This window comes from Arthrobacter sp. PAMC25284 (genome assembly GCF_019443425.1).
GTDB classification, from domain to species: Bacteria; Actinomycetota; Actinomycetes; order Actinomycetales; family Micrococcaceae; genus Arthrobacter; species Arthrobacter oryzae_A.
The window spans coordinates 2,734,384-2,748,066 of record NZ_CP080382.1 but is presented as its reverse complement, the minus strand read 5'-3'; the positions used below and the strand labels follow the sequence as shown (position 1 = coordinate 2,748,066).

The following is a 13,683-nucleotide window of genomic DNA, read 5'->3' as shown; positions in this document are numbered from 1 at the left end:
TATGCTGGCCGCATGGCCATCAAATCAACTGCCGACAAAGTCGCCACCATCCAGCAGGGCTACACCCTGGACGGACCCACGATTGAACTCGGCGCAGCGATCGTCGACGGCGAGCTGCACAAGGATGCCAAGGTCCGGCTCCCCCTGGCGATGATGAACCGGCACGGTCTCGTCGCGGGGGCCACCGGGACCGGCAAGACCGTCACGCTGCACATGATGGCCGAACAGCTGTCCGCCGCCGGGGTCCCGGTCTTTCTGGCCGACATCAAGGGCGACCTGTCCGGGCTCGCCACGGCCGCCACGGGAAGCGAAAAGCTACTGGCCCGGACCGCGAGCATCGGCCAGCCGTGGTCCGGCAGGGTGTTCCCGGTGGAATTCCTGGCCCTCGGCGGGGACGGCCACGGAATTCCGGTCCGCGCCACCATCACCTCGTTCGGGCCCATCCTGCTTTCCCGGATCATGGAGCTCAACGACACCCAGGAATCCAGTCTGCAGCTGATCTTCCACTTCGCCGACAAGAACAACCTGGAACTTATCGACCTTAAGGATCTGCGCGCGGTCATCCAGTTCCTTACCTCCGACGAGGGAAAAGAGAAACTCGAGGAGCTGGGCGGTCTCTCGAAGGCCACCGCCGGAGTCATCCTTCGCGAACTCATCACCCTTGAGGCGCAGGGCATGGAGAAATTCTTCGGCGAGCCGGAGTTCAACACCGCCGAACTGCTGCGCACTACCGCGGACGGGCATGGCATCGTCAGCTGCCTGGAACTGCCGACGCTGCAGACCAAACCCCTGCTGTTCTCTACGTTCCTGATGTGGCTGCTGGCGGATCTCTTCGAGGACCTGCCGGAGGTCGGCGACCTGGACAAACCCAAACTCGTGTTCTTCCTGGACGAGGCCCCACCTGCTGTTCAAGGACGCGTCCAGGGCTTTCCTCGATGCCATCACCACGACGGTCCGGCTGATCCGGTCCAAGGGCGTCGGCATTTTCTTCGTAACCCAGACCCCTAAGGATGTCCCGGGCGACGTGCTGGGGCAGCTCGCCAACCGGATCCAGCATGCCCTGCGCGCCTTCACGCCGGACGACGCCAAGGCACTCAAAGCCACGGTCTCCACGTTTCCGATCAGCGACTACGACCTTGCGGAAACGCTCACCACGGCCGGGATCGGTGAAGCGGTCATCACTGTGATGAATGAACGCGGGGCGCCAACGCCAGTCGCCCTGACCCGGATGCGCGCCCCGGAGTCCGCCATGGGCCCCAGCGAGGATGCCTTGATCGCCAGCATCGTGGCCGCTTCCGGCCTGCTCCCTGCCTACGGCACGGCGGTGGACAACGTCTCGGCGTTTGAAAAGCTCGGCAAAGGCCCTGCGGCCGGTGACGGCGGCGCCGGAAACAGCGGAACGGTCCGGGACAGTGGCCGCTCCGCCAGTCATGACGCCGGCAGCCGTGACGTCGTCGATCCTGGCAGCGTGGATGCCGAGGCACGGCGGATCGAGGAAGAGATCCTGGGCCGCCCCAGCCGCCGTTCTGCCCCGGCGCCATCACCGGCACCCGCGCCGTCAACCGGCCGCGCAGCACCCGCACCCCGGCAGCCCCGGCCGGACTCCAACGCCGCGGGCGACGTCGACGGTGTGCTTGGCGGAGTCTTCGGCGGAGGACTCAAAAGCATGGCGCGTTCGCTCGGAACCCAGTTGGGCCGGGAGTTGCTCCGCGGGGTCTTCGGTACGTCGTCGCGGCGCCGCCGGCGCCGCTAACCGCATCTCCGCGGCCTTGAGATGGCCGCCCGGGCGGTCACACCCAATGGTGCCAGCGTCACCGCAACACCCGGCTTTGTGCAGCGTGCAGGTAACGTAAGGTAAGTGCAAATGAGTCAGGGGTTAATCAGGCTGGCGGCCATATGGCTGCTGGGCCTGATGCTTGCCGTGGCCGCGGCCATCTTTTCAATTTATCTGGTCAATACTTCCGTCGCCGGCCCGCAGCAGCCCGTCCGCGAGTACGTTGCGGCATTGCAGAAGGGCGAGGGGGCCAAGGCTCTCGGACTGCTGAACGCTTCGGTGCCGCAGGGCAGTGCGTCAATGCTGGACGGGACCGCATTGCAGACAGCTGCCTCAAACATCACGGACGCCAGGTTCGGCGATGCGGAGAACCGCAGCGGGAACCAGGTTATGGTTCCGATGGATTACTCCATCAACGGCAGCGAACTGCACACCGAATTTTTGCTCGAACGCACCGGGACCCGGTGGCTCTTCTTCAGCAAGTGGTCATTCGTCCCGGCCTCGCTCCCCGTCCTGGACGTGACCGTCGTGAACTCCAACGAGGCCTCGCTGAACGGAGTCCCGGTGAACATGCCCAGCGGCCGCAACTCCTTTGCTGTTTTCTACCCCGGCGAATACGAGGCCTCTCTGAACGGACAATACTTTGCGGCCGCACCCACCCGGACCACATTGTCCGGCCGGGACACTCCCCCGCCAGCGCTCAACCTCCTGACCTACGCCACGGACGGGCTGAAGGACGCCGTAAGCGGCAAGGTCCAGGAGTTCCTGGACTCCTGCGCGGATGAGGCAGATAAGCAACAACGGCTCCAGCCCGACTGCCCGTTTTATCACGCCACCTACAACCGTGTGGTCGACGGGACCATTGACTGGAGCATTAGCGAATACCCGGCGGTCAGCATCGAGCCCTTCGGCGGCCGCTGGGTCGTGGCTCCACTGAACGGAAAGGCCCGCATCCAGGCCCGGCAGGTGGACTTGTTCAGTGGAATCGTTACGGATCTCAATGAAGTCCATGAATTCAGTTTCACCACACGCCTGGACATCGCGGGCGACACCGTCAAGGTCACCCCGCTTCTGAACTTCTGAGCCCGTTGCCGGCGCTGGTGCTTCAGGGCCGCGGCTGGGCAGACGGGCCGCCAGGGTCCGCCGAAGCCAATTTCCGGGACCACGGAAACGAAAAAGGCTGCCACCGCTGACGGCACGGTCAGCAGTGGCAGCCTTTGGTCCGGGACATGCCGGTCCGGCCTGTCCCGGCCGCGCCTAGTCCATCCCGCGCAGGTCGAGTACGAGTTCGGTGTCCCCGTCGGCGTCCAGCAGCACCGGGATACCCCAGTCCTGCTGGTACAGGTGGCAGGCCGCGTGGTCCGGGATTTCCCCGTCGGCGTCTTCGGGACCGTCACAGGCTGCGGCCCGGGCGGTAATGTGCAGGACTCCTTCGGGGACGTCCGCGGAGAGCTCCAGCGTGCGGAGCAGGCCGACGGAGGTCCCGCCGCCGGAGAGCAGCAGCTCCGGGGGCGTGGAGGAGATCTTGAGCTGGGTGGGGTCGCCCCAGCGGTCATCAAGCTTCTGGCCGGTCGGCGCCGTGAACCGCACGGACAGCTCCAGCAGCCCGGGGGCGACCGGGCTCTTGGGCCGCTGGGTCTGGGCCGCACCCTCATCGACCTGCTGCGCTTCCTTGGGGATGGGCACGTAGACCAACTGGTGCTTGTTGGCTTCAACGACCACCAGCAGCGGCTCAGCCCCGGCCACCCGGGTGTGGTCCACAATCACGTCGGAGGGCTCCGACAGGCCCCGGGCGAGTGTGGACACCGTGCCGGTCGCCGGATCGTAGCGGCGCACCGCACCGTTGTACGTGTCCGCGATCGCGATCGAGCCGTCGGGCAGGACCGTGACGCCCAGCGGGTGCTGCAGCCGGGCGTCGGCGGCGGAACCGTCCCGGAAGCCGAAGTCGAAGAGCCCCTTGCCGACGGCGGATTCGACGGCGATACTGCCGTCCGCGTCGATCACGAGTTTACGCAGCGCGGAGGTTTCCGAGTCGGCGACCCAGATGTTGCCGTCCGCGTCCTCGGCGAGACCGGATGGCTGGGCGAACCAGGCTTCGGAGGCAGGGCCGTCCAGGAGTCCTTCGAGGCCGTTGCCGGCAATGATCGCCACGGCCCCGGTGATGGGATCGAAACTGAAAATCTGGTGCACGCCCGCCATCGCCACGACCACGGCATTGAGCCTGGCCGACCAGACCACGTCCCAGGGCGAACTCAGTGAGACGGTGAGCGGATCGGATTCCAGCGCCGTCCCGAAGGCGGCGCCTTCCTCGTCGACGCGGGCCGGCCCGGTTTCAAGCAGCCGCTGGACGCCGTTCCCGGCGAGTGTGCGGAGACTTCGGTCGGCCAGGGAGAGGCCGCGGAGCCGGTGGTTGACGGTGTCGGCGATCACGATGTCGTACCCGGCTTTCGCGGCGACATCTTCGGGAAGCAGGACCAGGCCCTGTGGTTCGTTGAGCCGGGCGGAATCGGCGGGGCCGTCCGCATAACCTTTCTCCCCTGACCCGAAGGTGCCCAGGACCGTCTCGAAGTCGGTGGCCAGCTCCACCAGGCGGTGATGTCCGGTGTCTGTGACGAGCCAGGTGCCGGCGTCGGCGTCCGTTCCGGAGGCGCCCCGGCCGGCGGGGAGGTAGAGGGCCTTGCCCGGGAAGCGCAGCGTCCCCGACGTCGGTTCCGGTGCCACGTAGGGGCCATCGCCGCGGTGCAGGGTGCCCTTGGCCTCGTGTTCGGCGATCAGTTCCGGGATAAGCACGGCCAGGCCATCAGCGTGCCCTTCACCGGACAGGTGGGCCACGATGTAACCCTCGGGATCGATGACGACGAGGGTCGGCCACGCGCGGGCCGTATAGGCCTTCCAGGTATCGAGTTCCGGGTCGTCCAGGACGGGATGGCGGATCTCGTAACGCTCCACGGCCGCGGCCAGCGCGACGGGGTCAGCTTCGTGCTCGAACTTGGGCGAGTGCACGCCGACAGTCACCAGGACGTCGGCATACTGCTGCTCAAGCGGACGGAGTTCGTCCAGGACATGCAGGCAGTTAATGCAGCAGAACGTCCAGAAGTCCAGCAGCACGATCTTGCCGCGCAGCGATTCCAGGTCCAGGGTTTTGCCGCCGGTGTTCAGCCAGCCCCGGCCGACGAGTTCGGAGGCCCGGACCCGTAGGTGGGTGCGCACGGTTTCAGTCATCAGCGTCCTTCCAGATGTGAGTTTCGTTCCGCCAACTTGGCGTCGCGTTCGGCCAACTTGGCGTCACGTTCGGCCAGCTTGGCAAACATATCGTTGTAAGCAGTGAGGTCGGCGTCGTTATTCCGGTCCGCCGCCCGGTCGGTGCGCTTGGACTCGCGTTCGTCCGAGCGGGACCACTGGATGGCGACACCGATCGCCACGAGCAAGGTGGGCACCTCGCCGATGCCCCAGGCCACGGCGCCGCCCATTTGCTGGTCCAGCAGGGCCGAAACCCCCCAGGTCCGGCCCAGATTGCCGAAGTAGTCGGCGGCCAGCAGTCCCGTGCCGCCCATAATGGCGACGCCGAAGAACGCATGGAAGCCCATTGTGGCCAGCAGCAGGAGAAGCCGCATGGGGAAGGGCGCACGCCGCGGCAGAGGATCGGTTCCAATCATGGTCAGTACAAAGATGTAACCGGTCAGTGCGAAGTGCAGGTTCATCAATTCGTGGCCCACGTGCTCCCGCATGGCGAAGCCGAAGGCATCCGAGTAGTAGAACAGCACAATTGAACCGGCGAAGTTGGCGGCCGCGAACAGCGGATGCGTCACGAGCTGCGAGAACTTCGAATGTACAAAGACGAGCAGCCATTCGCGGGGGCCACGGGAGCTGTCCCGGCGGGGTGCCAGCGCCCGGAGCGCGAGCGTGACCGGTGCCCCCAGGACCAGGAAGATCGGTGCCACCATGGTCAGCGCCATGTGGTCGATCATGTGTACGGAGAAGAGGATCCGGCCATAGACCGAGGGTGCGCCTGAGGTGATGTAGATCAGGGCCAGCAAACCGATCACCCAGTTGGCCAACCGGAACCAGGACCAGGAGTCGCCGCGCTGGCGCAGCTTCAGAACGCCCGCGACGTAGGCCACGAGGCCAAAGGCGGCGACGGCGATCCACAGCCAGTCGAACCGCCATTCCGTAAGCCAGCGCTCCGGTGTGAGCTCGGGCGGAAGGTCATAACCCGAAAGAATGAAGGCGGGGGTTGCGGCGGGGGCCAAGGTGGCGGGTTGCGGCGGGGCGGAGCGGCCCAGTCCGACGGCGATTCCCGACGTCACGCCCATGATCAACACTTCCGCGAGCACCAGCTGCCAGAGCACCCGGCGGGCAGACTTGCCCATGCCCCTGTGGCCGAGTTGCGGGATAATCCATTGGCGGTGCATCAGGCCGATACACCCCAGCACGAGGGTCGCCGCGGTCTTAGCCAGGAGCAGCTGGCCATAGACCGAACCGAACAGGTCTGCCCAGCTGGTGATGCGGATGCTCGCGTTGATAACGCCGGAGGCGAAGACCAGAGCGAAGGCAAAACCTGCGAGGGTGGAGAAGCGGCGAAGCGTCGGCTCCGTAATGTCCGGGGCGGAGGTCCCGACGCGGTTCGCGCCGGCCAGCCCTGCGCCGGTGCGGGCACCGCTGAGAATGCCGGAGAGCAGAGCCAGCATGATGATGCCGCCGACCCAGGCCGAGACTCCCACGAGGTGGAGGCCGAGCGAGTTGATGGCCCCTTCGTGGTCGCTCGAACTCGACGAGTGCCCGATCAGCGCAGCAGGCACCAGCCCGGACATCGCCAGGAGCAGGGTGCCGGCGAGGGCGCCGAGGGAGCGGACGCCGAAGAGAGCAGTAGTGACCACGGCGGCGATGACGACGACGGCCAGCCAGGCCCGGCCCGCTTCAAGGCCCGTCATGTAGTACAGCAGGGACCGGGTGAACTGCTCATCCCCGGAAACGCCCTGCCCTGCGATATCGGCGTAGCCGAGCACCAGCACGGCGATGGCGGAGAGAGTCCATGCGGCACCGGCCGCGGCGGCGATGGTCAATGCCCGGGTGAACGCAGGATGCTCCGGTGCGTCCCGGTCCCTGGACCTCGAGCCGTGCGTGCTCCTGGGAAGGATTCCTACGGCAAAAATGAGACCGCCGATTACTGTGGCGAGGGAGACGTTGTGAAGCGCCTTGCTGACCGGAAGACCCCAGCGGACAAGTGCGCCGGGGTCGGAGACCTCCCGGGCGGCTACGGCCCCGGAGAAGATGAGTGCGGCGGCCAGGCCGATGAACAGTGCGGCCAGGCCGGCGATTTGCCACGGTCCCGAAATTCCGCCCGGGCCGACGGCACCGCGGGCTGCCCTCCGGGGGGCAGGGGCGGTGGGCTGTGAGTTCACGGCAGGAGGCACACCACCATTGTCCGCTACGCCCGTCCGCGCGGCGAATCGTTGCGCGGGACCGGGGCGCGCCGTCCTGCGGTGCACAGGATCGGCTGGACGCAACGCGGCACTTAAAGCGAATGGAGCGCCGACCCCAGGGTCGGCGCTCCATTCAAGTCTGCGAAGTAAATTACTTCTTCGTGGAGACTGCAGCCTTCAGCTTGGAGCCGGCGGTCAGCTTGACGCTGTGGCCAGCGGCGATCTGGATGGTCTCACCGGTCTGCGGGTTGCGGCCGGTGCGGGCTGCACGGTCGGTACGCTCGACGGCGAGCCAGCCCGGGATGGTGATCTTTTCGCCCGCGGCGACGGAGGTCTCGAAAACCTCGAACAACGCGTCGAGCACGGAGTTGACTGCTGCCTGGCTGGTGCCAGCCTTGCCGGCTACCTCAGCAACAAGTTCACTACGGTTCTTAGCCATTTATGTCCTCCTGGACGGTCATGATTTCTGGAGTCTACACACGGCATGCGCGCAAACCACTGTTCGAAAACTTACCAGCTTGCTGCCCGCGAGGCGGGAAATTCCGCGTGTTTTCAGCCTTTTTTGGCCAATATCACGGGAAATCGCGGCTTTGAAGGTCAAATTTCGCCGACAGCGGACGCTCCCTCACGTTCCGCAGCGTTTGGCTCGGCCCTCCCTCACCTGCTGCAAGCTGGGTGGCGATGCTTCCGCAGCTTCTGCCGCGTGCGGGGCAGCCCTTCCGCACGTCCTGCGCCTCAAGGGGGTTCAGGGGGGAGGCTCCGGCAATGCCTGAGGTGGCGTACTGCGGGTGGGTGCTGCGCGTTCTGGTCGTGTCCGTTGCTTCTGTGGTTGGGGGGTTAAACAGGGAGAGCCTCCAACGTGGTGGTTGGAGGCTCTCGACCTGTTAATGGTTGTCCGGCGGCGTCCTACTCTCCCACACCCTCCCGGGTGCAGTACCATCGGCGCTGTGGGTCTTAGCTTCCGGGTTCGGGATGGGACCGGGCGTTTCCCCCACGCTGTGACCGCCGTAACCTTATGTCCCGCATCCTGGCATGGCCGGGGTGGGGAAAGTTGTGGTTACAACCTGTCCACGTCCGCCCCCGTTGTGTGTGTGGGGGTGGTGTGGTGTTGTTATTTTGTTGTTGGTTCACCAGGCAACGAAACCCGTGGCGGGTTTGTTGGTTGGGAACCACATAGTGGACGCAAGCGTATCTTGTTTCTTTACTCTTCCCGTGGTGTGAACGTCTTTTGAATCCGTTCACGGGGAGGAGTGTGTGGTGTAAGTTATCGGCCTATTAGTACCGGTCAGCTTCACGAGTCGTTAGTCCTCGCTTCCACATCCGGCCTATCAACCCAGTGGTCTGGCTGGGGGCCTCTCACACACAAGGTGTATGGAAATCTCATCTCGAAGCGAGCTTCCCGCTTAGATGCTTTCAGCGGTTATCCCATCCGAACGTAGCTAATCAGCGGTGCACTTGGCAGTACAACTGACACACCAGAGGTTCGTCCGTCCCGGTCCTCTCGTACTAAGGACAGCCCTTCTCAAATTTCCTGCGCGCGCAGCGGATAGGGACCGAACTGTCTCACGACGTTCTAAACCCAGCTCGCGTACCGCTTTAATGGGCGAACAGCCCAACCCTTGGGACCTACTCCAGCCCCAGGATGCGACGAGCCGACATCGAGGTGCCAAACCATGCCGTCGATATGGACTCTTGGGCAAGATCAGCCTGTTATCCCCGAGGTACCTTTTATCCGTTGAGCGACGGCCATTCCACAATGTACCGCCGGATCACTAGTCCCGACTTTCGTCCCTGCTTGAGATGTCTCTCTCACAGTCAAGCTCCCTTGTGCACTTACACTCGACACCTGATTGCCAACCAGGCTGAGGGAACCTTTGGGCGCCTCCGTTACTTTTTAGGAGGCAACCGCCCCAGTTAAACTACCCATCAGGCACTGTCCCTGACCCGGATTACGGGCCGAAGTTAGATGTCCAAAGTGACCAGAGTGGTATTTCAACGATGACTCCACCCGAACTGGCGTCCGGGTTTCAACGTCTCCCACCTATCCTACACAAGCCACTCCGAACACCAATACCAAACTATAGTAAAGGTCTCGGGGTCTTTCCGTCCTGCTGCGCGTAACGAGCATCTTTACTCGTACTGCAATTTCGCCGAGTTTATGGTTGAGACAGCGGGGAAGTCGTTACTCCATTCGTGCAGGTCGGAACTTACCCGACAAGGAATTTCGCTACCTTAGGATGGTTATAGTTACCACCGCCGTTTACTGGGGCTTAAATTCTCAGCTTCGCCTTGCGGCTAACCGGTCCTCTTAACCTTCCAGCACCGGGCAGGAGTCAGTCCGTATACATCGTCTTGCGACTTCGCACGGACCTGTGTTTTTAGTAAACAGTCGCTTCCCCCTGGTCTCTGCGGCCCCTGCACGCTCCGGACAGCTAGTGTCCATCACGATGGGGGCCCCCCTTCTCCCGAAGTTACGGGGGCATTTTGCCGAGTTCCTTAACCATAATTCTCTCGATCGCCTTAGTATTCTCTACCTGATCACCTGTGTCGGTTTGGGGTACGGGCGGCTAAAACCTCGCGTCGATGCTTTTCTTGGCAGCATAGGATCACCGAATCCCCCCTTACGGGAGTCCCATCAGATCTCAGGCATCATGAACGGCGGATTTGCCTACCGTTCGCCCTACATCCTTAGACCGGGACAACCATCGCCCGGCTCGGCTACCTTCCTGCGTCACACCTGTTAATACGCTTGCCTCCCAGGATCAGGTCCCGCGCTCCACCAAAACCCTCACACCACAAGGGCGATCGGGCAGGTTTCGGGCGGTTAGTATCCCCTGTTCAGCATGGGCGGTTTTTCGCCGGTACGGGAATATCAACCCGTTGTCCATCGACTACGCCTGTCGGCCTCGCCTTAGGTCCCGACTTACCCAGGGCAGATTAGCTTGACCCTGGAACCCTTGATCATTCGGCGGACGGGTTTCTCACCCGTCTTTCGCTACTCATGCCTGCATTCTCACTCGTGTAGGCTCCACCGCTGGTTTACACCGCGACTTCACTGCCCACACGACGCTCCCCTACCACTCCAGACGCCTGAACCAACCCCACAAGGGAGCGGCTTGGCTATTATCTGAAATCCACAACTTCGGCGGTGTACTTGAGCCCCGCTACATTGTCGGCGCGGAATCACTTGACCAGTGAGCTATTACGCACTCTTTTAAGGATGGCTGCTTCTAAGCCAACCTCCTGGTTGTCTTCGCAACTCCACATCCTTTCCCACTTAGCACACGCTTAGGGGCCTTAGTTGGTGGTCTGGGCTGTTTCCCTCTCGACTATGAAGCTTATCCCCCACAGTCTCACTGCTGCGCTCTCACTTACCGGCATTCGGAGTTTGGCTGACGTCAGTAACCTTGTAGGGGCCCATTAGCCATCCAGTAGCTCTACCTCCGGTAAGAAACACGCAACGCTGCACCTAAATGCATTTCGGGGAGAACCAGCTATCACGAAGTTTGATTGGCCTTTCACCCCTACCCACAGCTCATCCCCTCCATTTTCAACTGAAGTGGGTTCGGTCCTCCACGACGTCTTACCGTCGCTTCAACCTGGCCATGGGTAGATCACTTCGCTTCGGGTCTAGATCACGCCACTGCAACGCCCTATTCAGACTCGCTTTCGCTACGGCTTCCCCACACGGGTTAACCTCGCGACGTAACACTAACTCGCAGGCTCATTCTTCAAAAGGCACGCCGTCACAGTAACTAAGACTGCTCCGACGGATTGTAAGCACACGGTTTCAGGTACTGTTTCACTCCCCTCCCGGGGTACTTTTCACCTTTCCCTCACGGTACTGGTCCGCTATCGGTCATTAGGGAGTATTTAGGCTTATCAGGTGGTCCTGACAGATTCACACGGGATTTCTCGGGCCCCGTGCTACTTGGGATACTCTCCAGGCGGTGCACAACATTTCGGTTACGGGGCTCACACCCTCTACGGCCGGCCTTTCAAGACCGTTCACCTATGTCCACACTCTCACCTTCCCAGCCCGGCAGAGCTGGAACGGAAAGTCCCACAACCCCGACCATGCAACGCCCGCCGGCTATCACACATGGAACGGTTTAGCCTGATCCGCGTTCGCTCGCCACTACTGACGGAATCACTATTGTTTTCTCTTCCTGCGGGTACTGAGATGTTTCACTTCCCCGCGTTCCCTCCACGCACCCTATGTGTTCAGATGCGGGTCACCAGATCACTCGCGCGTCTGGCGGGGTTTCCCCATTCGGACACCCTGGGATCACAGTCCGGTTATCGACTCCCCCAGGCTTATCGCAGATTCCTACGTCCTTCTTCGGCTCCTAATGCCAAGGCATCCACCGTGTGCTCTTAAAAACTTGACCACAAAAGATCAATAAAACGCTATTTTCGAGAGAACCACGAAAACCACCCCAAACACCCCGAAAGGCGCCCGGGACAGATCCAGGTTCATATTCTTGGAAATTGCTTCTTATAAAAGATGCTCGCGTCCACTATGTAGTTCTCAAACAACAACCCCGTACCACACACCCCACACACACAAACGTGCATCATCGGTGCAGCCAGGAAACCAGAAACACAAGTCCCGGACCCCGCAGCCGGCCCGCCCCTCCCCCGAAGGAAAAGAACACACCCGCCACAACATCCGGTCCTGTTGTCTCAGGACCCAACAGTGTGCCAAACACGAAACCACCCATCCATGAGCCGCACCGTTCCAGGCCGGACCCTCCCCAAAGGAAGAGACCCGCCGTACTGGGTGCCGCAGACAAACACGCGGCCGCTACTTGTTGATATTCCACCCGTGAGCACCCGCCGCAGAACTAGCGTCTGCGCAACGGGCATATACTCCTGACAACCCCGCCACACCCACATACATGAGGCACGGTGATTGTAGGTGCTCCTTAGAAAGGAGGTGATCCAGCCGCACCTTCCGGTACGGCTACCTTGTTACGACTTAGTCCCAATCGCCAGTCCCACCTTCGACAGCTCCCTCCCACAAGGGGTTAGGCCACCGGCTTCGGGTGTTACCAACTTTCGTGACTTGACGGGCGGTGTGTACAAGGCCCGGGAACGTATTCACCGCAGCGTTGCTGATCTGCGATTACTAGCGACTCCGACTTCATGGGGTCGAGTTGCAGACCCCAATCCGAACTGAGACCGGCTTTTTGGGATTAGCTCCACCTCACAGTATCGCAACCCTTTGTACCGGCCATTGTAGCATGCGTGAAGCCCAAGACATAAGGGGCATGATGATTTGACGTCGTCCCCACCTTCCTCCGAGTTGACCCCGGCAGTCTCCCATGAGTCCCCGCCATTACGCGCTGGCAACATGGAACGAGGGTTGCGCTCGTTGCGGGACTTAACCCAACATCTCACGACACGAGCTGACGACAACCATGCACCACCTGTGAACCGGCCCCAAAGGGGAAGGACTGTTTCCAGCCCGGTCCGGTCCATGTCAAGCCTTGGTAAGGTTCTTCGCGTTGCATCGAATTAATCCGCATGCTCCGCCGCTTGTGCGGGCCCCCCGTCAATTCCTTTGAGTTTTAGCCTTGCGGCCGTACTCCCCAGGCGGGGCACTTAATGCGTTAGCTACGGCGCGGAAAACGTGGAATGTCCCCCACACCTAGTGCCCAACGTTTACGGCATGGACTACCAGGGTATCTAATCCTGTTCGCTCCCCATGCTTTCGCTCCTCAGCGTCAGTTAATGCCCAGAGACCTGCCTTCGCCATCGGTGTTCCTCCTGATATCTGCGCATTTCACCGCTACACCAGGAATTCCAGTCTCCCCTACATCACTCTAGTCTGCCCGTACCCACCGCAGATCCGGAGTTGAGCCCCGGACTTTCACGGCAGACGCGACAAACCGCCTACGAGCTCTTTACGCCCAATAATTCCGGATAACGCTTGCGCCCTACGTATTACCGCGGCTGCTGGCACGTAGTTAGCCGGCGCTTCTTCTGCAGGTACCGTCACTTTCGCTTCTTCCCTACTGAAAGAGGTTTACAACCCGAAGGCCGTCATCCCTCACGCGGCGTCGCTGCATCAGGCTTGCGCCCATTGTGCAATATTCCCCACTGCTGCCTCCCGTAGGAGTCTGGGCCGTGTCTCAGTCCCAGTGTGGCCGGTCACCCTCTCAGGCCGGCTACCCGTCGTCGCCTTGGTGAGCCATTACCTCACCAACAAGCTGATAGGCCGCGAGTCCATCCAAAACCACAATAAAGCTTTCCACCCCCCACCATGCGATGAGGAGTCATATCCGGTATTAGACCCAGTTTCCCAGGCTTATCCCAGAGTTAAGGGCAGGTTACTCACGTGTTACTCACCCGTTCGCCACTAATCCCCCCAGCAAGCTGGAGATCATCGTTCGACTTGCATGTGTTAAGCACGCCGCCAGCGTTCATCCTGAGCCAGGATCAAACTCTCCGTTGAAGTAAAACAAAAACAGACACAACCAC

At 61.9% G+C, this 13,683-nt stretch carries 4 protein-coding genes, 3 rRNA genes and 1 pseudogene; 2 read left to right on the top strand and 6 right to left on the bottom strand.

Going from position 1 to position 13,683, the window contains the following annotated elements; translation table 11 throughout:
- Positions 1-12 precede the first annotated feature (12 nt).
- Both KY499_RS12700 and KY499_RS12695 read left to right on the top strand, forming a co-directional pair.
- A pseudogene (locus KY499_RS12700) lies at positions 13-1,753 on the top strand (helicase HerA-like domain-containing protein).
- A gap of 111 nt (positions 1,754-1,864) precedes the next feature.
- Positions 1,865-2,857: a hypothetical protein gene (locus tag KY499_RS12695; protein ID WP_183164588.1), complete on the top strand. Its 993-nt coding sequence runs from the start codon at positions 1,865-1,867 to the stop codon at positions 2,855-2,857.
- A 174-nt stretch (positions 2,858-3,031) separates the two neighbouring features.
- On the opposite strand, the gene KY499_RS12690 is transcribed toward KY499_RS12695, so the two are convergent.
- The 6 genes from KY499_RS12690 to KY499_RS12665 all read right to left on the bottom strand — a co-directional run bounded on the left by KY499_RS12690 (position 3,032) and on the right by KY499_RS12665 (position 13,657).
- Positions 3,032-4,996, bottom strand: a complete 1,965-nt coding sequence (locus KY499_RS12690; RefSeq protein ID WP_123256534.1) for an NHL domain-containing thioredoxin family protein — start codon at positions 4,994-4,996, stop codon at positions 3,032-3,034.
- Complete coding sequence (locus tag KY499_RS12685) at positions 4,996-7,176, bottom strand: cytochrome c oxidase assembly protein (protein ID WP_375141095.1); 2,181 nt, start codon at positions 7,174-7,176, stop codon at positions 4,996-4,998. Before KY499_RS12685 ends, KY499_RS12690 begins: the two co-directional genes overlap by 1 nt.
- 172 nt (positions 7,177-7,348) lie before the next feature.
- The gene (locus KY499_RS12680) at positions 7,349-7,636 is read right to left on the bottom strand and encodes an HU family DNA-binding protein (RefSeq protein WP_123256536.1); all 288 of its coding nucleotides are present in this window, start codon (positions 7,634-7,636) and stop codon (positions 7,349-7,351) included.
- 454 nt (positions 7,637-8,090) lie between these two features.
- Positions 8,091-8,207, bottom strand: a 5S ribosomal RNA gene (gene rrf / locus KY499_RS12675).
- A gap of 244 nt (positions 8,208-8,451) precedes the next feature.
- Positions 8,452-11,588: ribosomal RNA gene (locus tag KY499_RS12670) — 23S ribosomal RNA — on the bottom strand.
- A gap of 541 nt (positions 11,589-12,129) precedes the next feature.
- Positions 12,130-13,657, bottom strand: a 16S ribosomal RNA gene (locus KY499_RS12665).
- The 16S, 23S and 5S rRNA genes sit together here, the layout of an rRNA operon.
- Between the last annotated feature and the right edge of the window lie 26 nt (positions 13,658-13,683).